Below are 20,637 nucleotides of genomic sequence, written 5' to 3'. Positions count from 1 at the left end.
GGTTTTGCATTTGACAGGTCGCCCCCATCGGCGCATTCTTTGCGTCGCAATTGCAACGCACGGAGACGTAGACATGAAAACGGCAACGATCCCTTCGCTGCGGGTGACGGCGGATTTTCGCGAGGCTGCTGAAAGCGTGCTGAAGGAAGGCGAGACGCTTTCTTCCTTCGTTGAAGAGTCCGTGCGCAGGCAGGTGCAAATCCGTAAATCGCAGGCGGAATTCATTGCGCGCGGGCTGGCGTCACTCGAAGAAGCGGAGCGCACCGGCATTTATTATAGCACCGACGATGTTCTTTCGATGATGCAAAAGAAACTTGATGCTGCGAAAGCCGCGAAGCGGAAATGACGTATGAGCTTCGCTATACCAAAGAAGCCTTGGCCGATTTTGATCGCATCTATGATTTTCTGATCGCCTACGACATCGATGTGGCTGAGAAAGCAATCCGCGCCATAAGAGCAGGACTGGAGATTCTCGGCGATTTTCCTTTCAGTTGCCGCAAGGCATCTGCCGAAAACAGCCTCATACGCGAGCTCCTCCTGCCCTTCGGTTCATCAGGCTATATCGTGCTGTTCCGCATTGATGGCCCGGAAACCGTCACCATTGCCGCCGTCCGCCACCAGCGCGAGGACGACTACCATTGATCCTCACCGGTCGCTGACGGCCGCGCGCGGGTTCACCCATGGTTCCTGATTGGAACGCGGCAGCGGGGTCTTGCCGAGAATGTGGTCCGCCGCCTTTTCGCCGGTCATGATCGACGGGCCGTTCAGGTTACCATAGGTCACATGCGGGAAGATGGAGCTGTCGGCAACCCTCAGGCCCTCCACTCCGATGACCCGGCATTCGGGATCGACGACGGCCATCGGGTCGTCCTTGTCGCCCATCCGGCAGGTGCCGCAGGGGTGATAGGCGCTTTCCAGATGCTCCCGCAAAAAGGCGTCAATTTCCTCATCCGTCCCGACATTTTCGCCCGGCTGGATTTCGGGCCCGCGAAAATCGTCAAAGGCTTTCTGGCTGAAGATTTCGCGCGTCAGGCGCACGCAATGGCGGAATTTTTCCCAGTCTTCCTGATGGCTCATATAGTTGAAGCGGATGACCGGGTCGTCATGCGGATCGGCGGAGCGCAGGGTGACGTCGCCGCGCGATTTCGACAGGTTGTAGCCGACATGCACCTGAAAACCATGGCTTTTTGCGGCCGCCTTGCCGTCATAGGAAATGGCCACGGGCAGGAAATGATACTGGATATCGGGCTGTTTCAGACCGGGCGCGGAGCGCAGGAAGGCGCAGGCCTCGAACTGGTTGGAGGCGCCAAGCCCGCCTTTCGACAGCAGCCATTGCGCGCCCGCCACGCCCTGCCAAAACCATGGAAGCCAGGAGTAAAGCGAGACCGGCTTGGTGGAGACCTGCTGGAAATAAAACTCCATATGGTCCTGAAGATTTGCGCCGACGCCCGGACGATCCGCCTTCACTTCGATGCCCATGTCTTCCAGATGCGCAGCAGGACCGACGCCCGAAAGCATCAGCAGTTTCGGCGAGTTGAACGAGGAGGCCGAAAGGATGACCTCGCGATTGGCCGTGATGGTTTCCACCACGCCCTTGCGTTCGATCTCGACACCCACGGCGCGGCCGTTCTCGATGACGATCTTGCGGGCGAAACCATTGACCAGCGTGACGTTGCCGCGCTTCAGCGCCGGCTTCAGATAGGCATTGGCGGCGGACCAGCGGCGGCCATTGTGGATGGTCTGCTCCATCAGGCCGAAACCCTCCTGCTTGGAGCCGTTATAATCGTCCGTCAGTTCAAAGCCCGCCTGCGCGCCCGCCTGAATGAAGGCGTGGAACAGCGGATTGCTGACGGGGCCACGCTGCACATGCAGCGGCCCATCCGTGCCGCGCCAGCCTTCCTCGCCGCCATGGCTGTGCTCCATGCGCTTGAAGTAAGGCAGCACATCCGCATAGGCCCAGCCATGCGCGCCAAGCTCTTCCCAGCGGTTGAAATCCTCCGCGTGGCCGCGCACGTAAACGAGGCCGTTGATGGAGGACGAGCCGCCGATGACCTTGCCGCGCGGGGCGGTGATGCGGCGGTTGTCGAGATTGGGTTCGGGCTCGGAGAGATAACCCCAATTGTAGCGCTTCATGCTCATCGGCCACGCGAGTGCGGCGGGCATCTGGATAAAGGGGCCGAAATCGGAACCGCCTGCCTCGATGACGATGACAGAATAACGACCGTCTTCCGACAGGCGATAGGCGATGGCGGAGCCTGCGGAGCCCGAACCGACGATGACGTAATCTGCCTGCATGATTTGTGCTCTCTCTCAATGGCTCATGTGCGGGTGGGGTTACCCCCCTCTGTCCTGCCGGACATCTCCCCCTCAAGGGGGGAGATCGATCTGAGGCCAGGTTTCGCCCTTCTCAAATTTCGAGGGTGAAGTGATACGGCTCGTCCTGCCGGACAGAGGGGGGTAAGCCCCAATCCGCAACGCTGCCTTAATAAGGCGCGTCCACCTTCCCCGTGCTCACATAAACCGTCTTCAGCTCGCTATAATGCTCCAGCGCCGCCGCCGAATTCTCCCGCCCGAACCCGGACTGCTTGGAGCCGCCGAAGGGTATTTCCACCGGGCAGAGATTATAGGTATTGATCCACAGCGTGCCCGCCTCCAGCTGATCCACCACACGGTGGGCGCGGGCGAGATCGGCGGTGAAGACGCCGCCGGCCAGCCCGAATTCGGTTGCGTTGGCGCGGGCGATAACCTCGTCCTCATCGTCGAAATCCAGCACGCACATGACCGGCCCGAAGATTTCCTCGCGGGCGATGGTCATATCGTCGGTCACATCGGCGAACACGGTCGGTTGCACATAAGCGCCCTCGCCCGAGACATTGTTGGGAATGCCGCCGCCGGTGATGAGCGTCGCTCCTTCCGCCTTACCCTTTTCGATATAGGAAAGAACCTTCTCCTGCTGGGCCTTGGAGACCAGCGGGCCGAGATGGGTGGCGTAATCGAGGGGATCGCCGAGGATCATCGCCTCGGTGCGGCTTTTCAGGTTGTCGAGGAAACGCTCCTTCGCCTTTTTCTGCACGAAAACGCGCGTGCCGTTCGAGCAGACCTGGCCGGAGGAATAGAAGTTGCCGAGCATCGCGCCGCCGACGGCGCTTTCGATATCGGCATCGTCGAAGACAATCATCGGCGACTTGCCGCCGAGTTCCATGGTCACATGCTTCAGATGCCCGGCGGCGGCGGCGGCCACCTTGCGGCCGGTCGGCACGGAGCCGGTGAGCGAGACCTTGGCCACTTCGGGGTGGTTGACCAGAAGCGGGCCGGTGTCGCGGTCGCCCTGGATGACGTTGAACAGGCCCTTTGGCAAGCCGGCTTCGATGAGGATTTCGGCAATCTTCAACGCGCCGAGCGGCGTGTTTTCCGAGGGCTTGAAGACCATGGCATTGCCGGCGACCAGCGCGGGCGCGGCCTTCCAGCAGGCGATCTGCTGCGGATAGTTCCAGGCGCCGATGCCGACGCAGACGCCGAGCGGCACACGCTTGGTATAGGCAAAATCACCGCCGAGCGGGATATAATCGCCATTCAGGGCGGACGGCGCGATGCCGCCGAAGAATTCGAAAGCATCGGCGCCGGAGGTTGGGTCGGCGACGATGGTTTCCTGAATGGGCTTGCCCGTATCCAGCGTTTCCAGCGTGGAAAGCGCATCGTTGCGTTCGCGCATGATATCGGCGGCGCGTTTGAGGATGCGGCCGCGCGCCATCGGGCTCATCGCCGCCCATTCCTTCTGCGCGCGTTTGGCCGAGGCGATGGCGCGCTCGACGATGGCAGGTGTCGCCGCATGCAGCCTTGCGATCACTTCGCCGGTGGCCGGGAAGATGCTCTCGAACGGTGTGCCGGTATTATCCTCGACATAGTCCCCGTCGATGAAATGCGAGGCTTTCGGCTGCGCCTTGAGCGGCGTGGCGATGGTCATGTCGAAGTCTCCTTGAGAACGCGGATGGACGGCTTCGGGCGCTGTCCATCGGGAAAAGATTTAAGCTGCATGTCGAAATAATCCTCGACCAGCGCCGGCGCGGAGGCGAGGCCAAGCGGGGCGGAACGCAGGCTGTGCCTGATATAAAGCCCGTCGATCAGAGCCGCCGCCCCTTCCGCGATGCGCGCGGCATCGTCCGGCGGGCAAAGCCGGTTGAGGCTCGCCATGAGGTTTGAGCGCAGGCGGCGGGAATAAAGCACCAGCAGGCGGCGGGTTTCTTCCGAACGCTGCGCCTCGACATAAAAGGCGAGCCATGCCGCCACCGTTTCGGGCGTGAACTGGTCGCTCTGGAAGGAGACATGCACGATGGCGCTCAGCCTTTCACGCGGGCCGGAAGCGCGGGTCAGCGCCGCCACGGCATCGCGCCTCAAGTCACGCAGCAGACTGCGGATGGTTTCCAGAAGAAGCTGCTGCTTGCTGCCGAAATAATGATGCGCGAGCGCGGCCGACACGCCCGCTTCCCGGGCGATATCAGACATTGTCACATTCAGCGAACCATGGTGGCCTATGGTGCGAAGCGCCGCATCCACAAGCGCCTTGCGGCGCAAAGGCTCCATTCCGATCTTGGGCATAGGGGTCTCCTTGACGGATGGCAAATTATTCTTGATTGATCAATCAATCAATAAAAAACGCGCCATTTTATGTCGCTGATTTGCGATGGATCATATTTTCCGCCGCCGGACAGTGATAGTTTCGCAGGCATCGGCCAGCGCGGCGAACCCCATGCTGCCGCCCGGTTCACGGGGGAAAAACTAAACCGTGATATACTGCGAATTGGGAATGGAACGCGTTTCGTGCTAATATCGCTGATGATACAAATTTCGCTGGAAGCGGCGCCAGACGAAAGACGATAAAAACGCCCGCCTAGACCACGACGGCGCCCGATCCGCAAACCGGACATCGAAGGACCGCTCGCAGCGTTTAAAGAAGGGAGTGATATCATGCCAATGGTAACAGTATCGATTTCCCCGGAACAGGCAGCAAGAATGCGCGAGGCCGTGAATTGCGGCGCTTACGCATCCGGCAGCGAGGTCGTCAGGGCAGCGCTGAGACTATGGGCGGCCTCCGCTGAACATGGCGTCGGCACCGAGTCCGCAGAGTCTGTCGAGGCAGACCGGGAGCGCATGAACGTCGCGGATCTCTACGCCGCTCACACCGGGCACGTCCGCCGCGCATGAGGCCCGACGCAACAACCCCACATGCTCATGGGCCCACATGCTTATGGGGTTGTAACAAAACGTTCATCAAAGCTTCACAGTCGTGAAAGCTTTTGTTGACCTGTAATCTGCGATTGTTCGCCGCAAAAGAGACAGGCTCCCCTTACGTTAGCCACATGGGGACCGGCAACAGCGGAGAATAAAATGCAGGCCGTCACGCTGGAGAACGATGTCATCAGGCGTTTTGCCTCCGGGCACATGTTTCCCATGGCCAAGCTGGTGCTCGAAACGGCGTTCCAGCCGATTGTCGAGGCGACGACGGGCACGATCTTCGGTTATGAATCGCTGATGCGCGGCCATGATCGGCTCGGTTTTTCCAATCCGCTGGCGCTTCTCGACCAGGCTGCTGCAGATGGCGAGCTGAAGGCCTTCGAGCAGATGCTGGCAAGCCGGGCGCTCGCAAAATTCTCCACCCTGCCCGATTTTTCCTCCGCCACCCTGTTCCTCAATCTCGATGTACGGCTGATCCCGCATGGCGACGCCATTCTGGACAAGCTCGTCGGCCATCTGGCGCGGGCGGGCATTCCGGCCTCCTCCATCTGCTTTGAACTTTCCGAACGCTTCGATAATACCAGCGTGCCGGAGTTCACGGCGCTGATCGCCCGTATGCGCAAGGAAGGCTTCAAGCTGGCAATCGACGATTTCGGCGCCGGTCACGGCGAGATGAAGCTGCTCTGCGACTTCCCGCTGGATTACCTGAAGATCGACCGGCATTTCATCACCGGCGTCGACCAATTGCCGCGCAAGCAGCACCTTGTGCGCAACATCGTCAACATCGCCCATGTTCTCGGCGTCAGGGTCATTGCGGAAGGCATCGAGACCGAAGCGGAATTTCTGACCTGCCGCGAATTCGGCGTCGATCTGGTGCAGGGCTGGCTGATCGCCAGGCCAACTGTCTTCACCAGCGAATTGCCTGAAAGCTTTCCCCACATCAACCGCATCGGCGTGGCGCGACGCAGCAGCCAGACGCTGGATGAAATTCTCATCCGCCGGGAAATAGAGCGCCTTCCCACCGTCTTCGAGCATGACAGCGTCGACAGCGTCTTCGAACTGTTCCGCAGAAATCCGCAGCAGGCCTTCTTCCCGGTTCTCAACGCCAATGGCGAACCGCGCGGCGTCATCAACGAATATCACCTCAAGGAATATATCTACCGACCCTTCGGCCGCGACCTGCTCAAGAACAAGATCTATGAGCGCACCATTTCCCATTTCGTCGATCCCGCGCCGATCGTCGGCCTCGATGCGGATGCCGACCAGCTGATGAACATGTTCGCCAGCATGGGCGGCAGCGCCTGCATCATCCTCACCGAAAACATGCGTTACGCCGGCATTGTTTCCGCGGCCTCGCTCATCAAGGTCATCAACGAAAAACAGCTGAAGATGGCGCAGGACCAGAACCCGCTGACGGCGCTGCCCGGCAACCGCGCGATTGGCGGCTTCATTGCCGACCGCTGCAGCGACGGCGACGAGTCGCGTTTCTTCTGCTATTGCGACTTCGATAATTTCAAACCCTTCAACGACAAATACGGCTTCAACGCCGGTGACCACGCCATCACCCTGTTTTCGGCTCTGATGCGCCGCTACTTTTTTGCCGGTGATTGTTTCCTCGGCCATATCGGCGGCGACGACTTCTTCATCGGCGTGCGTGACTGGTCGGTAGGAGAACTGACGGAAATCCTAGAGCGGCTGCTCAGCGATTTTCACGACGATGTCGCCGAACTCTATTCGGACGAAGACCGCGCCGCCGGCTGCATGAAAGGCCAGGACCGCCACGGCAACGAGCGTGACTTCGCGCTGCTGCGCTGCTCGATCGGTGTCCTCACCCTGCCGAAGGGGCTGATCATCGCCAATCCCGAGCGTATCGGCAGCGAGATCGCAGGTGTGAAGGCCGCTGCGAAGGAAAATGAAAGCGGCTTCGTCGTCCGGGTGTTCGGCGAGACAAATTGACATCAGCGGCAAAGGGCCACCTTCCCTCGACGGCGCATCTGACCTACATCTTCAGGCGACGCCGACAAGTGAGGAGTTGCCCCTGGCCATGCCCAACACTATGACCCTGCCCGAAAAAATGCGCTTCATCGACCTTCCCTCCCACGGCGGCCCGGAGGTGATGCGCCTTTCGCAAGCGCCTTTACCGAAACCCGCAAAAGGCGAAATTCTGGTGAAGGTCGAGGCGGCGGGCGTCAACCGCCCCGATGTCGCGCAGCGGCAGGGCACCTATCCGCCGCCGAAGGATGCAAGCCCGATCCTCGGCCTCGAAATCGCCGGCGAGGTGGTCGCTCTCGGTGAAGGCGTCGATGAATTTGCGCTGGGCGACAAGGTCTGCGCGCTCGCCAATGGCGGCGCTTATGCCGAATATTGCACCGTGCCCGCCGGGCAGGCCCTGCCCTTCCCCAAAGGTTACGACGCCGTCAAAGCGGCCGCATTGCCGGAAACCTTCTTCACTGTCTGGGCCAATCTCTTCCAGATGGCAGGCCTTACCGAAGGGGAAAGCGTGCTCATCCACGGCGGCACCAGCGGTATCGGCACGACTGCCATCCAGCTTGCGAAAGCCTTTGGCGCCGAAGTCTATGCCACGGCGGGCTCGGCGGAAAAATGCGAGGCCTGCGTGAAGCTCGGTGCCAAGCGCGCGATCAATTACCGCGAGGAGGATTTCGCCGAGATCGTTAAATCCGAAACCGGCGGCAAGGGCGTCGATGTCGTTCTCGACATGATCGGCGCAGCCTATTTCGAAAAGAACCTTGCGGCACTCGCCAAGGATGGCTGCCTGTCGATCATCGCCTTTCTGGGTGGTGCCATGGCCGAGAAGGTCAATCTAACCCCGATCATGGTCAAACGCCTCACCGTCACCGGCTCCACCATGCGTCCCCGCACGGCGGACGAAAAACGCGCCATCCGCGACGACCTTATCGCAGAGGTCTGGCCGCTCATCGAGCGCGGTCAGGTCGCGCCTGTTATCAACCGGGTCTTCACGCTGGACGAGGTTGTGGAAGCGCATCGGCTGATGGAAAGCAGCAATCATATCGGCAAGATCGTGATGCGGGTGTCGTAATGCCCGGGCGCCCGTTATAAGTAACCCCTCTTGCATTACTGACGAATCGTACTACCTTCTAGTTATGTTCAACGTATCGGAAGGAGGTGATCCAATGTCTAATGAGATTTCGGTCTCTGGTGCAGGCAATGGAAAGGGTGTGTTTTCGACGGGGCAGCCCTCGGCGTAAAACATCTTGCCTTCGGAACGTTGAGAAACAGTCCCGGGTCTGTAAACAGGACCAAGCTCATGGAAGGGTCGCTTCGGCGGCCCTTTTCCGTTTCTGGCTACCTTTCCTGCTACCGATAGCTGAGTGTGAATAGGTTCAGCCCGGAGGTGGAAGGTGTCGCCTCGAGTTTCTCCTAAGTTATGGGATTTCTAACTGGGAAACTCAGCCTTTTAGCTGGCAATTCAATTTGTACCCAATCAACCCGACCGCAAACGTTACTCGTCCTTATCGTCCGGCATCTCCTCCGCCTTGCCGAGCAGCAGTCGATGATACCGCTTCAAGCGTTCAAAGTGTGCGTTCATCGCGCGAGCGACCTGAGAGGAATTTTTGACGGCGACAAAATGGCCAACGATTTGGGCGTAATGGCTTGCCTGTCTGGGAAGTCGCTGTTCAGGTTGCTTCCGATCCGTGATTTCCTCGTCCGACATCACTTGGACGATCTGGAATGGCTTGGGCATTTCAGGAAGCTCGACAGGCCTCTTGGGCAGAGTACCATTCATCAACTGAGAACACGGATCGAGGTGATGGAACAGCACCGCCTCGAGGCTATTAATTTCCCCCTTGTCCTCAACCGGAAAAGCCCAAACAAACGCTATCTCCCAGACGTCGATCTGACGATTAGCGATGATGTCTGAGCGGGCGGACGTCAAATGACGGGCCACTCGCGAGCGAATGCCGTCTTTTGATTGACCAACATAGATTGGCACGTTGTCTAGGTCAGCAAGGACATAGACGCCGATTCGGTTAGTGAGCGATCGTACTGCACTCTTTCGGAAAGCAAAATTAACGGCCAACGGATGTCACTTTGCCGCTACCTGTCTCTGCCACGCATCTCCCAATAGCCAGAGGCTCGAAGAGATAATGAGAGAGAAACCGAACAACAGGGACCGCCACGCCGTCCCCCGTTAGGTGATAAGCCTCGTTGTATTTTTTTGGTAGACGGTAGCTTTCAGCAAGGCCCATTAATCGAGCAGTCTCACGGGCAGAAATCAATCGCGACCGGACACGTTCACCCTCAACCACCAAAATCGTCTGCCTCGAAGATCCGCCATTCGGCGTACGAAGGCATCCGGCGATATCATCAAAACGGACCTCAGCGCGAACAACACGCCCATTGGCATCAGGTCTCGTACGCTTGTACACACCACCGACAACACGTCGTTCGGCTCGTTTGGCAGCTTCGACTTTTGCAATATTGACGGGCGACATCGAGGCTAGAAGTCTGTTGGTTTCAACAGAAGTATGCCACTTCACGTCAGCGGGGTGATCTTCGACAATGTCCGAAAATGTCGTGGTACGGAGTGGCGGAGAAGGTAGGTTCCACCAAACCCAATCAGCCTTCGCACTCTCACTGATGCGCGCATACGCATTTTGAAGACCGCGAGTGTGGAATGGTATTGTTGCGCCGGGAGACAATAGGCAAGGATCAATCTCAATGTCCTTGCGAACGCCTACCACGAACAAGCGCGGACGAGAGTGTGGCAAAAACAGCTCTGCATCAATAACCAGCGCTCCGTAGCGGTAGCCAGCGTCCGAAAATGTCTGGCAGATCGCCCGGAAGTCGCCCCCACGATGCGAGGTTAGGGTGCCGCAGACGTTCTCAAGCGCGATCACTTTGGGGCCACGTTCGTTACTGATCAGACCGCGCATTACGTCCCAGAACGGATAAAATGTCCCAGACCGTTCACCTTGGAGGCCAGCCCCGCCACCAGCCAGAGATAAATCCTGGCAGGGGAATGAACCCCAAGCAAGATCAGCGGTGTTCGAAAGCATATCGGCGGTCACCTTGCGAACGTCGCCAACAAAAAGCTCGCCGCCGGTTCCCCAATTGTCTTGATATGTCAGCCCCTTTTTGCCGTCAAAATCATTCGCGAAGAGGCACTCCCAATCGGAACCAAGACCGGCTCTCGCCATTCCACCACCGGCAAAAAACTCGTAAAATGAAAAGGTCGTGGACATAAAATCCTCACACCGCGCATTGTGTTCACCGAACGATGAACTAAATTGGTTTCTGATTTGTTCCTACTCTAGCACGGTTCAACGATGACCAGCAACCGCTTGCCCACAGCAAAGAAGAGCGCCGAAATGGCGTTAGTTCGGTCGAAGAATACGACCCCCGAGTTGATGGTTCGCCGAGCGCTTCACGCTCTGGGGATCAGGTTCCGATTGCACCGAAAGGATTTACCAGGGACGCCGGATATCGTGATGCCTGGAACGAAAACGGTGATGCGTGTCCAAGGGTGCTTCTGGCATGGCCATGGCTGTTCTCGAGGGGCGCGTAAGCCGAAGACCAACACCGACTACTGGGTGACAAAGGTAGCACGTAATGTAGCGCGAGATACGAAAACTGAGGCGGAGTTGACGACGCTCGGCTGGATTGTTGCGACCGTATGGGAGTGCGAACTAAAGGATAAGGATGGCATAACTGCCCTATTGCTCGATCGCCTGCCGCCCAAAATTGAAGAAAAAATCTGAGGCGTCAAATCAATCCTCACGCTGCAGAAATTCCCAGTACGCTGTTCAACTCTCTTGATTGGCGAAAGTTTCACGCGAATGGTGGCCCTTTGGCAGGTCAACAACAGGAAAGCGCCCAGAAGAGGACGTGGCTAGCTGTATACCGGATCGAGGCCGGTACACAGCAGAATTAGAAATACCGGGAGCCGCCGCTTTCCTTACTTCTTCCCGAACACCTTCCACCGCGTCGGACGGAAGCGCAGTTCCGCGCCCACGGCCACGGCGGCGTTGAGCGGCACCTCGATTTCGAGGTGATAGGGTTCGTGGCCGTTATTGGCGATGTCGATTTCGGCGATGCGGGTGCCGGCGAGGCGGCGACAGGTGGTGACCTTGCCGTAAAGCGCGTCCTTCTCCTGCGTCAGCACCACATCTTCCGGACGGAAGAAAAGCTCACCCTCGCCCGTGCCGCTCTCATCGATGCCGATGCTCTCTCCCTGAAACAGTACATGGCCGTCGCGGATCGTAATCGGCAGGCTGGAGGATTCGCCGATGAAGGAGAAGACGAAGGGGGAATTGGGCGTGTCATAAACATCGTCCGCCGTGCCGACCTGTTCGATCTTGCCCTGGCTCATGACGACGACGCGGTCGGCCAGTTCCAGCGCCTCTTCCTGATCGTGGGTCACGAAAACGGTGGTGTGGCCGGTGCGGTCGTGGAATTCACGCAGCCAGCGGCGCAGCTCCTTGCGAACCTTGGCGTCGAGCGCGCCGAAAGGTTCATCGAGAAGCAGGACCTTCGGCTCGATGGCGACGGCGCGGGCAAGCGCCACGCGCTGGCGCTGACCGCCGGAAAGCTGGGTGGGGTAACGTTTTTCGAGACCGGAGAGATGCACCATATCGAGAAGCTCGGACACGCGCCTGCGGATTTCCGCTTTCGGCGGGCGCTTGGCGGAAGGACGCACCTTCAGGCCGAAGGCGATGTTCTCCGCCACCGTCATATGGCGGAACAGCGCGTAATGCTGAAAGACGAAACCGACATTACGCTCCTGCACCGTGCGGTGCGAGGCGTCCTCATCCCCGAAGAAGATGTGGCCTTTGGTCGGCTGCTCCAGGCCAGCGATGAGACGCAGCAGCGTCGTCTTGCCGGAACCGGAGGGACCGAGCAGAGCGATCAGCTCGCCGGAACGAATATCGAGCGACACGTCGTTCAGTGCGGGAAAGCGATCGAACTGCTTGGTGATGCCGGAAACTTTCACTTCCATGAATATGCCTTTCAATGCTTGCCGGCTGCGTTGCCCGCGCCAAAGCGTATTTCGAGAATGGTTTTGAGAACGAGCGTCACGAGCGCCAGACCAGCCAGCAGCGTCGCCACCGCAAAGGCCGCACCCATATTGTACTCATTATAGAGTATCTCGACATGCAGCGGCATGGTGTTGGTCTCGCCGCGAATATGGCCCGATACCACCGAGACGGCGCCGAACTCGCCCATGGCGCGGGCGTTGCAGAGCAGCACCCCGTAGAGCAGGCCCCATTTCATGTTCGGCAGCGTGACATACCAGAAGGTCTGCCAGCCGGTTGCGCCGAGCGAAATCGCCGCCTCCTCGTCGCCATTGCCCTGCTCCTGCATCAGCGGGATCAATTCGCGCGCGACGAAAGGAAAGGTGACGAAGATGGTGGCCAGCACGATGCCCGGCACCGCAAAGAGGATTTCGATGCCGTAACTCTTCAGCCATGGCCCCAGCACGCTGTGCGAGGAAAACAGGATGACATAGACAAGGCCCGATATGACCGGCGAGATCGAAAACGGCAGGTCGATGAGCGTGATCAGGAACGCCTTGCCCTTGAATTCGAATTTCGCAATCGCCCAGGCGGCGGCAACCCCGAAGATCAGGTTGAGCGGCACCGAAATGGCGGCGACGAGCAGTGTCAGGCGGATGGCGGAGAGCGCATCCGGTTCGACGATCGCCTCCCAGAAGCTTTCCGCGCCCTTGCGGAAGGCTTCGAAGAATACCGATATCAGCGGCAGGACCAGAAATGCAGCGAGGAACACAAAGGCTATCGCAATCAATGCCAGCCGGGCGGGAAAACTCTCGCTGGCGGGGTCGCGGAACGGCCGGGGGGACGTGCGGGGAGCGGTCTCAGACATAACCGTACCTCTTGCGGCTCCAGGCCTGAATGAGATTGATGAGGAACAGCATGGCAAACGAGATGATCAGCATGATGGTGGCGATGCCGGTCGCGGCCGCATAATTGAACTCCTCCAGCCGGATGACAATGAGGAGCGGCGCGATTTCCGACACGTAAGGAATATTGCCGGCGATGAAGATGACCGAACCATATTCCCCGACACCGCGCGCGAAGGCGAGCGCAAAACCCGTAAGGATCGCGGGCGTGAGGCTCGGCAGCAGAACGCGGGTAATGGTCTGGAAACGGTTGGCGCCAAGCGTGGCCGCCACTTCCTCCACCTGACGGTCGATCTCTTCCATGACCGGCTGCACGGTGCGGACCACGAAAGGCAGGCCGATGAAGATCAGCGCAATGACGATGCCGGTCGGCGTAAAGGCGATCTTGATGCCGAAGGGTTCGAACAGCGAACCGACCCAGCCGCGATTGGCATAAAGCGTGGTGAGCGCGATACCGGCCACTGCCGTCGGCAGGGCAAAGGGCAGATCGACGATGGCATCGACAAATCGGCGGCCGGGAAAACGGTAACGGGTCAGGACCCAGGCGACGATGACGCCGAAAAACGCGTTGACCAGTGCCGCCAGAAACGCCGTACCGAAGCTGACGCGCAGTGCATTCAGCGTGCGGCTATCGGTGGCAATCGCAATGAAATCTGAAAAACCCAGTTTCGCCGTGGACCAGATAAGGCCGCCCAGCGGAATAAGAATGATGAGAAACAGATAGGTCACTGTGTAACCAAGCGTCAGGCCGAAGCCCGGTATGACGCTCGACTGCCGCCATTTCCACCTGTTTCCGGATGTATTATTGCTCATCAAGGCTCCGGATAATCTTTGTTTTGGCGCATTTCCGGAGAGAAAACCGGGGTCCACTTTTCCTGGAAATGCTCTCTGGGAGCCGGTGTTCCCCGGCGTTTATTATAAAGGATCGACCGGCACGGTGTCCGGTCGATCCAGCTGCTGTTTTTCAACGTCCCTTGCGGGCGGGCTGTTTCTCGTCAGCCCATCATCCGCTTACTTTGCGGGCTTGTAAATCTGGTCGAAGATGCCGCCGTCACCGAAATGTTCCGGCTGCGCCTTGGCCCAACCGCCAAACTGCGGGTCGTCAATGGTGACGAGCTTGATGTCGGGCAGCTGCTTCAGCAGATCCTTGGAGACCACGGCGGGGTTGGACGGACGGTAGAAGTGTTTCGCCGCAATATTCTGGCCCTCGTCGGAATAGAGATATTGCAGATAGGCTTCCGCCGCCTTGCGTGTTCCCTTGGCGTCGACATTGGCGTCAACCACGGCGACCGGCGGTTCGGCAAGGATCGAGATCGGCGGCACGACGATATCGAATGCGTCAGCGCCGAATTCCTGGCCGGCAAGATAGGCTTCGTTTTCCCAGGCCAGCAGCACGTCACCGATCTGGCGCTGTGCGAAGGTCACCGTGGAGCCGCGGGCGCCGGTATCGAGAACGGGAGCGCGCTTGTAGAGCTCACCGACATAGGCCTTGATCTTGTCCTTGTCGCCCTTGAATTCCTCATTGGCCCAGGCCCAGGCTGCGAGATAGTTCCAGCGCGCGCCGCCCGAGGTCTTCGGGTTCGGCGTGACGATCTGGATGTCGCCCTTCACCAGATCGCCCCAGTTATGAATGCCTTTGGGGTTTCCCTTGCGCACCAGGAACACGATGGTCGAGGTATAAGGCGAGGAATTATGCGGCAGGCGGGTGCGCCAGTCCTTGTTGATCTTGCCGGAGTTCTGGACGATGGCGTCGATATCGCTCTGCAGCGCCAGCGTCACCACGTCGGCCTCAAGGCCGTCGATAACCGAGCGCGCCTGCTTGCCGGAACCACCATGCGACTGCTGGATGGTGACGTCCTCACCCGTATCCGCTTTCCACTTCTTGGCGAAGGCTTCGTTGAAATCCTTGTAGAGTTCACGGGTCGGGTCGTAGGACACGTTGAGCAGCTTGGTCTGCGCGGCGGCCGAGCCAGCGCCGCCAAGTGCCAGTGAAAGGCTAAGCGCAACAACGCTCAAACCGGACAGAAGCTTGGACATCGGTATTCCCTCCTGATTGCGATGGCTTAACTCTACCGGTTGAGTAGAGTTGGTCAATGAGGCCGAATACGATCGAAAAAGTGTTTCCCGAGAGCGTTTCCCCGGGCAACAAATACAGCGCAGCATAAGCGAAAGGCGCAACAAGCGTCGTGTAAAACTTTTCTGAATGCAAAAGCATTTCACATTTTTGACGATTTTTTGCCGCGATAGCGAAAAATATTATAGGGTTTTAGACGATTTTTTCGTCTGAGCGGTATGAGGGGATGGGGGGGGGGGGGGGGACATGCAGCGTCCACCAGTCCATCGGCATGGCAGGCTCAAGCTCCCGGCGGTCGCGACGCACCCCTCCACCCTCATTCCTGTGCTTGTCACAGGAATGAGGGTGGAGGGACCGTACTGCACACCTATTGCGCCGATGGCTAAGCCGTCAAAAGCTCGGGCACTTCAACACCGGCCACGGCATCGGCGACAGTGGTGTTGAACAGGATGTTGCGGGTGGCATCGGCCACACGGGCGAAGACGTGGCGTATCTCGCACTGCTTCTCGCCATCGCAATCCTCGCAGCGGCGATAGGCGGTCTGCGAGAGGCAGGGCAAGGGGGCAAGCGGCCCGTCGATCAGGCGCAGCACCTCGCCGAAGGTGATATCAGAGGCCGGGCGTGCCAGGAGATAACCGCCCTGCTTGCCACGTCTGCTTTCGACGATGCGTTCCTTCTTCATTTCGAGAAGGATCTGTTCCAGGAATTTTTTCGGAATGGCCTGTTCGCGGGCAATATCGGAAATTTGCACAGGACAGCCGCCGTCGGCCTTTGCCAGCGAGAGAAGCGCCCTCAGCGCATATTTTGCCTTCTGCGAAATCATCGTAAAACCAGTAGACCACAAGCCCGGAAACCCGGCAATTCCGGCTTAGCGCAGAAGTTGTCACAATTCAAATCCAAGCTGCAAAGAAGGTGAACGGGCATCTTTTGCTCATACAAAGCGCGCGTGAGGCATTTTTGCTCTCAAGTGCAGCGCACAAAGACTGTCATTTCTGTTCCGGAGGCCTGATTTCAACAATAATCGGCCATGGAAATCCCGGACGTGACAATGACGATCAATTCAGCAAATGCCTCTGCCGATACCGCATCCCTCGACGCCACGCTTGCCGGGCTCGATCTTGCGGGACGACTTTCCTTCATCGCTGGTCTCGGCGGCCGTGCGGTCTTTACCACCAGCCTCGGCATCGAAGATCAGGTCATCACCGCCGCCATCGGTACACACCGGTTGCCGATCGATGTCGTGACGTTGGAAACCGGCCGTCTGTTCAAGGAAACCGTCGATCTCATCGATGAAACCGAGGAACGTTTCGGCATTGAAATCCGTCGCTTCCGGCCCGAGCAGGACGATATCGACGCCTATGCCGCGAAATACGGTCTCAATGGCTTTTACGAAAGCATCGAGGCGCGTCACGCCTGCTGTCATGTCAGAAAGCTGATCCCGCTTGGCAAGGCGCTTGATGGCGCTGCCTTCTGGATCACCGGTCTCAGGCGCGGCCAGTCGGGCAACCGTGCGACCACGCCTTTCGCCGAGTTCGACGCCGAGCGTAATCTCATCAAGATCAATGCGTTGGCGGACTGGGACATCGACCAGATTAACGCCTATGTCGCGTCCGAAAACATTCCCGTCAATCCGTTGCATGCGCGTGGTTACCCCTCCATCGGCTGCGAGCCGTGTACACGCGCCATCAAGCCCGGTGAGCCTGAGCGCGCCGGTCGATGGTGGTGGGAAAACGACGAGAAGCGCGAATGCGGTCTTCACGTCGCCGGTGCGGAACAGACACCCGCCGTTTCCGCCATCCCGCAACGATAATCATTCAGTACATTTTCCGGAGTTCACAATGTCCAACGCAGTCCACGAGACGGACAGCAAGAATACTGTCGCATCCAAGCCGCCGCTCGATCCCCATCTGAAGGCGCTTGAAAACGAAGCCATTCACATCTTCCGCGAAGTTGCCGCCGAATTCGACAATCCCGTGATGCTGTATTCCATCGGCAAGGATTCATCCGTGCTGCTGCACTTAGCGCGCAAGGCCTTCTTCCCCGGCCGCGTGCCCTTCCCGCTGCTGCACGTCAATACGGGCTGGAAGTTCAAGGAAATGATCGAATTCCGCGACAAGATCGTCAAGGAATATGATCTCGACCTGATCTCCTACACCAATCCGCGCGGCGAGACGGAAAACGTGACGCCCTTCTCCCACGGATCGGCGCTCTACACCGACATCATGAAGACCGAAGCGCTGCGTCAGGCACTCGATGCCGGCCAGTTCGACGCGGCCTTCGGTGGCGCACGCCGCGACGAGGAAGCAAGCCGCGCCAAGGAGCGCATCTATTCCTTCCGCACGCCCGACCACAAATGGGACCCGCGCAACCAGCGCCCGGAACTGTGGAACATCTATAACGGCATGGTCCGCAAGGGCGAGAGCGTTCGCGCCTTCCCGCTCTCCAACTGGACCGAGGTCGATATCTGGCGTTACATCGAAGCGGAAAACATTCCGCTGGTGCCGCTCTATTACGCTGCCGAGCGTCCTTACATCGAGCGCGACGGCATGATGATCCTCGCCGAAGACGAGCGCCTTGAACTGCTGCCCGGCGAAGAGGTTCAGCACGGCTCGATCCGCTTCCGCACGCTCGGCTGCTTCCCGCTGACCGGCGCGATCCGTTCCGAAGCCGCAACGCTTCAGGAGGTTATCGCCGAGCTGGAAATCGCCACGGTTTCCGAACGGCAGGGCCGCGCGATCGACCGCGACCAGTCCGGTTCCATGGAGAAAAAGAAGCGCGAGGGGTATTTCTGATGAGCGCCGCAGCCGCCAACACCCCCTCCTCTTCCGCTACCATCCTGCCCTTTGCAGAACATTCGAAGGCGGCGCGCGATACGCGCCCGCTGCGGCTCATCACCTGCGGCAGCGTGGATGACGGCAAGTCGACCCTGATCGGCCGTCTTCTCTGGGACACCAAGGCCGTCAAGGAAGATCAGGCCGCCACCCTGCACCGCGACAGCGGCAAGCAGAACGATCTCGGCCTGCCCGATTTCGCGCTGCTGCTGGACGGTCTTCAGGCGGAGCGCGAACAGGGCATCACCATCGATGTCGCCTATCGTTATTTCGCCACCGACCGGCGCGCCTTCATCGTGGCCGACACGCCCGGCCACGAGCAATATACCCGCAACATGGCAACCGGCGCTTCCACGGCCGATCTCGCCGTGCTGCTGGTCGATGCGCGCACCGGCATTCTGGAACAGACACGCCGCCACGCCACCATTGCGGCGCTGATGGGCATCCGGCAGTTCGTGCTGGCCGTCAACAAGATCGACCTGACACATTACGACAAGGCCGGTTTCGAGCTGATCGCCCACGAATTCCGCGAGTTCGCCTCCAACCTCGGTATCAAGCAGATCACGGCGATACCGATGTCAGCGCTGAAGGGCGAAAATGTCGTTCTGTCAGGCAAGGCCGCCATGCCCTGGTATGAAGGCCCGACGCTGGTGGAGACGCTGGAACTTGCAACCGTTCGCTCCGCGCAGTCGGGCGGCTTCCGTCTGCCCGTACAGCGCGTGTCGCGCCCCGGCGAGAGCTTCCGCGGTTATCAGGGCACGGTTGCCGGCGGCTCGGTGAAGCCGGGCGACAGCGTCGTCATCCTGCCGTCAGGCATGGTCGCGAACGTCAAGCAGATCGTGACTTTCGATCTGGTGCGCAATGCGGCCGTCGCCGGTGACGCCGTCACGCTGGTTCTCGACCGTCAGGTGGACGTGTCGCGCGGCGACATGATCGTCTCCATCGAGGCGCAGCCGCAGACGGGCCTTGCCTTCGACGCGCAGATCGTGGCGTTGCAGCCGGGCGGCATCGAAGCGGGCAAGCGCTACTGGCTGAAAAGCGGCAGCCGCCGCCAGCGTGTCAGCGTCCAGCCCGTCAGCCAGCTCAACCTCAAGGAAGGCGAATGGCAGGCGCATGAGACCTCGCTGCCGATGAACGCCATCGGCAAGGTGCGGCTTTCCTTCGACGAGACGGCGATCTTCGATGCCTACGAACAGAACCGCTCAACCGGCTCGTTCATCCTGATCGACCCCGACACCAACAACACGGTGGCGGGCGGCATGATTGCCGGCAAGCGGAGCGTCGGCGCGACGGAAGAACAGGGTGACCGCGTGATTCTCTCGCTGCCCGCCGATCTCGCGGAAAAGCTGCTGGCGAGCGAACTCCTGGCAAGACACCGCGACGAAATCGACATCCGCCGCACGGACGCTGCCACAGCCTCGCGGCTGATCGGCGACCTCAGCTGACAGGCACGGGCATGGACAAACAAAAAGGCGACCGTCAGAACGGTCGCCTTTTTAGTTTAAGAGGTTCTTCCGTGTAAAAGACTTGGGATCAGTTTAAAACACGAACATATAAAGCAGAATAATCACCACGACCGGAACGCCCATAGCCCACAGTGCAATACCCTTCAGCATGTTATCCTCCATTGTTGTATGGTTAGATAACGGCTGAGGCGGCTTTCCGATCCATGTTGCTATCCTGATTTTTACGGGTTGTTTCTCGTCCGCACAGAAACCCGTTTGTTCATTCGACGTTCATGCGCAAAAAGCGAATTTGCGTGCGGTCGCTCCGCCAAGCGGCCCAACAGAGGCTCGTTGTTTGAAAAAACAGCGGGCCTCTTTTTTGATCGCGATAAGTTGATCATGTCGATGGCCCCGAAATTCAGGGCTTGTGACTGTCATGGATAACTTCTTGGATTGTGGACGAGAATTGACGCTTCTAAGACGGTCCGTGTCGCGCGTCCCCTGAAACAAGGCCGCGACATTGAGGCCTGGCGCTTGGCGGAGCGACGGGCCTCTTTTGTTCGGGCGCGCGGCTGAGGCGACGGTGCGGTTTCACATCTGCGAGCAGGAAACGCTCTCCGCCCCTAAGCAGACACCAATTGAAGAACGGGAGTTTGAAGGCGCCTATCCGCATCTGTGCCCTGATTTTCAGGCAAGAGCGACGGATGCATTCCAACCGGTTCTGATTTAACAGCGACGGTTTCGGTGCAAGGCTTTGACCTTGAGATTTTCAGGAAGTATCGGGATGAGTTGCAAGCCGCTGTATCTATTGGGCTTCAAGCTGGTCGGAGTGAGAGGATTCGAACCTCCGACCCCGTCGTCCCGAACGACGTGCGCTACCAGACTGCGCTACACTCCGTGACCAGCGGCGCTTCTATAGACCAGCCTCCGGCATTCGACAAGCGGCTTATTGCATTTTTTATGACAAGTTTTTCCCATCCGTTGAAACAGCCCTGCCAAGCGCCTGCGGCACCGGCTGGAAGGCCTCAAAACGTTACAAAAAAGCAATTGTGGCAGGAAATTTTCGTCAAGCCGCCCACCTCCCCTGCCCCCCGTCGCCAAATCTGCTAGGGGAACGGAATGACCGGCGGGAAGCCGGACACGGCACAAAGGACA

Annotated in this window: 19 protein-coding genes and 1 tRNA gene; 9 read left to right on the top strand and 11 right to left on the bottom strand. The window is 59.0% G+C overall.

All coding sequences use genetic code 11. From position 1 onward, the window contains the following. Positions 1-73: 73 nt before the first annotated feature. Both AC5I5B_RS15340 and AC5I5B_RS15335 read left to right on the top strand, forming a co-directional pair. Positions 74-346 (top strand): YlcI/YnfO family protein, encoded by a 273-nt coding sequence (locus tag AC5I5B_RS15340; protein ID WP_060723899.1) that lies wholly within the window; start codon positions 74-76, stop codon positions 344-346. Further along, a complete protein-coding gene (locus AC5I5B_RS15335) occupies positions 343-642 on the top strand; it encodes a type II toxin-antitoxin system RelE/ParE family toxin (RefSeq protein ID WP_060723898.1) in 300 nt (99 codons plus the stop codon). Before AC5I5B_RS15340 ends, AC5I5B_RS15335 begins: the two co-directional genes overlap by 4 nt. Positions 643-645: 3 nt before the next feature. On the opposite strand, the gene betA is transcribed toward AC5I5B_RS15335, so the two are convergent. The 3 genes from betA to betI all read right to left on the bottom strand — a co-directional run bounded on the left by betA (position 646) and on the right by betI (position 4,596). Continuing rightward, entirely contained in the window at positions 646-2,295 is a 1,650-nt protein-coding gene (gene betA, locus AC5I5B_RS15330; protein WP_111835053.1) for a choline dehydrogenase, read from the bottom strand. Between the two features lie 187 nt (positions 2,296-2,482). Continuing rightward, positions 2,483-3,964 carry a betaine-aldehyde dehydrogenase gene (gene betB / locus AC5I5B_RS15325; protein ID WP_099085583.1) on the bottom strand — a complete coding sequence of 494 codons (1,482 nt, stop codon included), beginning with the start codon at positions 3,962-3,964 and terminating at the stop codon, positions 2,483-2,485. Beyond that, positions 3,961-4,596, bottom strand: a complete 636-nt coding sequence (gene betI, locus AC5I5B_RS15320; protein WP_003508993.1) for a transcriptional regulator BetI — start codon at positions 4,594-4,596, stop codon at positions 3,961-3,963. Before betI ends, betB begins: the two co-directional genes overlap by 4 nt. A 369-nt stretch (positions 4,597-4,965) precedes the next feature. Between betI and AC5I5B_RS15315 the strand changes: the two genes are divergently transcribed. The 3 genes from AC5I5B_RS15315 (at position 4,966) to AC5I5B_RS15305 (ending at position 8,290) form a co-directional block, all read left to right on the top strand. Further along, on the top strand, positions 4,966-5,202 hold the full coding sequence (locus AC5I5B_RS15315) for a ribbon-helix-helix domain-containing protein (RefSeq protein ID WP_003508994.1): 237 nt from the start codon (positions 4,966-4,968) through the stop codon (positions 5,200-5,202). A 183-nt stretch (positions 5,203-5,385) separates the two neighbouring features. After that, a complete protein-coding gene (locus AC5I5B_RS15310; RefSeq protein WP_003508995.1) occupies positions 5,386-7,188 on the top strand; it encodes a GGDEF domain-containing protein in 1,803 nt (600 codons plus the stop codon). 88 nt (positions 7,189-7,276) lie between these two features. Beyond that, complete coding sequence (locus AC5I5B_RS15305) at positions 7,277-8,290, top strand: NAD(P)H-quinone oxidoreductase (protein ID WP_162695601.1); 1,014 nt, start codon at positions 7,277-7,279, stop codon at positions 8,288-8,290. A 423-nt stretch (positions 8,291-8,713) separates the two neighbouring features. Here AC5I5B_RS15305 and AC5I5B_RS15300 read toward each other — a convergent pair whose 3' ends face one another. Further along, positions 8,714-9,292, bottom strand: coding sequence for a GIY-YIG nuclease family protein (locus AC5I5B_RS15300; RefSeq protein ID WP_111835051.1), 579 nt, complete (start codon positions 9,290-9,292; stop codon positions 8,714-8,716). Further along, positions 9,282-10,457, bottom strand: coding sequence for a DNA cytosine methyltransferase (locus AC5I5B_RS15295; RefSeq protein WP_111835050.1), 1,176 nt, complete (start codon positions 10,455-10,457; stop codon positions 9,282-9,284). Before AC5I5B_RS15295 ends, AC5I5B_RS15300 begins: the two co-directional genes overlap by 11 nt. A gap of 84 nt (positions 10,458-10,541) precedes the next feature. Between AC5I5B_RS15295 and AC5I5B_RS15290 the strand changes: the two genes are divergently transcribed. Continuing rightward, entirely contained in the window at positions 10,542-10,973 is a 432-nt protein-coding gene (locus AC5I5B_RS15290; protein WP_111835049.1) for a very short patch repair endonuclease, read from the top strand. A gap of 197 nt (positions 10,974-11,170) precedes the next feature. Here the strand turns inward: AC5I5B_RS15290 and AC5I5B_RS15285 are convergent, their stop codons facing one another. The 5 genes from AC5I5B_RS15285 to AC5I5B_RS15265 all read right to left on the bottom strand — a co-directional run bounded on the left by AC5I5B_RS15285 (position 11,171) and on the right by AC5I5B_RS15265 (position 16,029). After that, positions 11,171-12,211: a sulfate/molybdate ABC transporter ATP-binding protein gene (locus AC5I5B_RS15285; protein WP_003508997.1), complete on the bottom strand. Its 1,041-nt coding sequence runs from the start codon at positions 12,209-12,211 to the stop codon at positions 11,171-11,173. Between the two features lie 11 nt (positions 12,212-12,222). Further along, complete coding sequence (cysW, locus tag AC5I5B_RS15280) at positions 12,223-13,095, bottom strand: sulfate ABC transporter permease subunit CysW (protein WP_020811680.1); 873 nt, start codon at positions 13,093-13,095, stop codon at positions 12,223-12,225. After that, entirely contained in the window at positions 13,088-13,945 is an 858-nt protein-coding gene (gene cysT / locus AC5I5B_RS15275) for a sulfate ABC transporter permease subunit CysT (RefSeq protein WP_495752747.1), read from the bottom strand. The genes cysW and cysT overlap by 8 nt, the downstream gene beginning before the upstream one ends. Before the next feature lie 198 nt (positions 13,946-14,143). After that, on the bottom strand, positions 14,144-15,169 hold the full coding sequence (locus tag AC5I5B_RS15270) for a sulfate ABC transporter substrate-binding protein (protein WP_003509002.1): 1,026 nt from the start codon (positions 15,167-15,169) through the stop codon (positions 14,144-14,146). Positions 15,170-15,588: 419 nt separating this feature from the next. Continuing rightward, on the bottom strand, positions 15,589-16,029 hold the full coding sequence (locus tag AC5I5B_RS15265) for an RrF2 family transcriptional regulator (RefSeq protein WP_003509013.1): 441 nt from the start codon (positions 16,027-16,029) through the stop codon (positions 15,589-15,591). A 204-nt stretch (positions 16,030-16,233) separates the two neighbouring features. Between AC5I5B_RS15265 and AC5I5B_RS15260 the strand changes: the two genes are divergently transcribed. From AC5I5B_RS15260 to cysN, 3 genes are read left to right on the top strand one after another with little or no spacing between them, the layout of a single operon-like run. Next, positions 16,234-17,016, top strand: coding sequence for a phosphoadenylyl-sulfate reductase (locus AC5I5B_RS15260; protein ID WP_020812871.1), 783 nt, complete (start codon positions 16,234-16,236; stop codon positions 17,014-17,016). A gap of 28 nt (positions 17,017-17,044) precedes the next feature. After that, positions 17,045-17,998, top strand: a complete 954-nt coding sequence (gene cysD, locus AC5I5B_RS15255) for a sulfate adenylyltransferase subunit CysD (protein WP_045018182.1) — start codon at positions 17,045-17,047, stop codon at positions 17,996-17,998. Further along, complete coding sequence (gene cysN, locus AC5I5B_RS15250; RefSeq protein WP_020812869.1) at positions 17,998-19,482, top strand: sulfate adenylyltransferase subunit CysN; 1,485 nt, start codon at positions 17,998-18,000, stop codon at positions 19,480-19,482. Before cysD ends, cysN begins: the two co-directional genes overlap by 1 nt. Before the next feature lie 821 nt (positions 19,483-20,303). Here the strand turns inward: cysN and AC5I5B_RS15245 are convergent. Beyond that, a tRNA-Pro gene (locus AC5I5B_RS15245) sits at positions 20,304-20,380 on the bottom strand. Between the last annotated feature and the right edge of the window lie 257 nt (positions 20,381-20,637).

The sequence above is a fragment of the Agrobacterium sp. genome (assembly GCF_059499945.1).
This window is presented reverse-complemented; position numbering and strand designations above follow the sequence as displayed.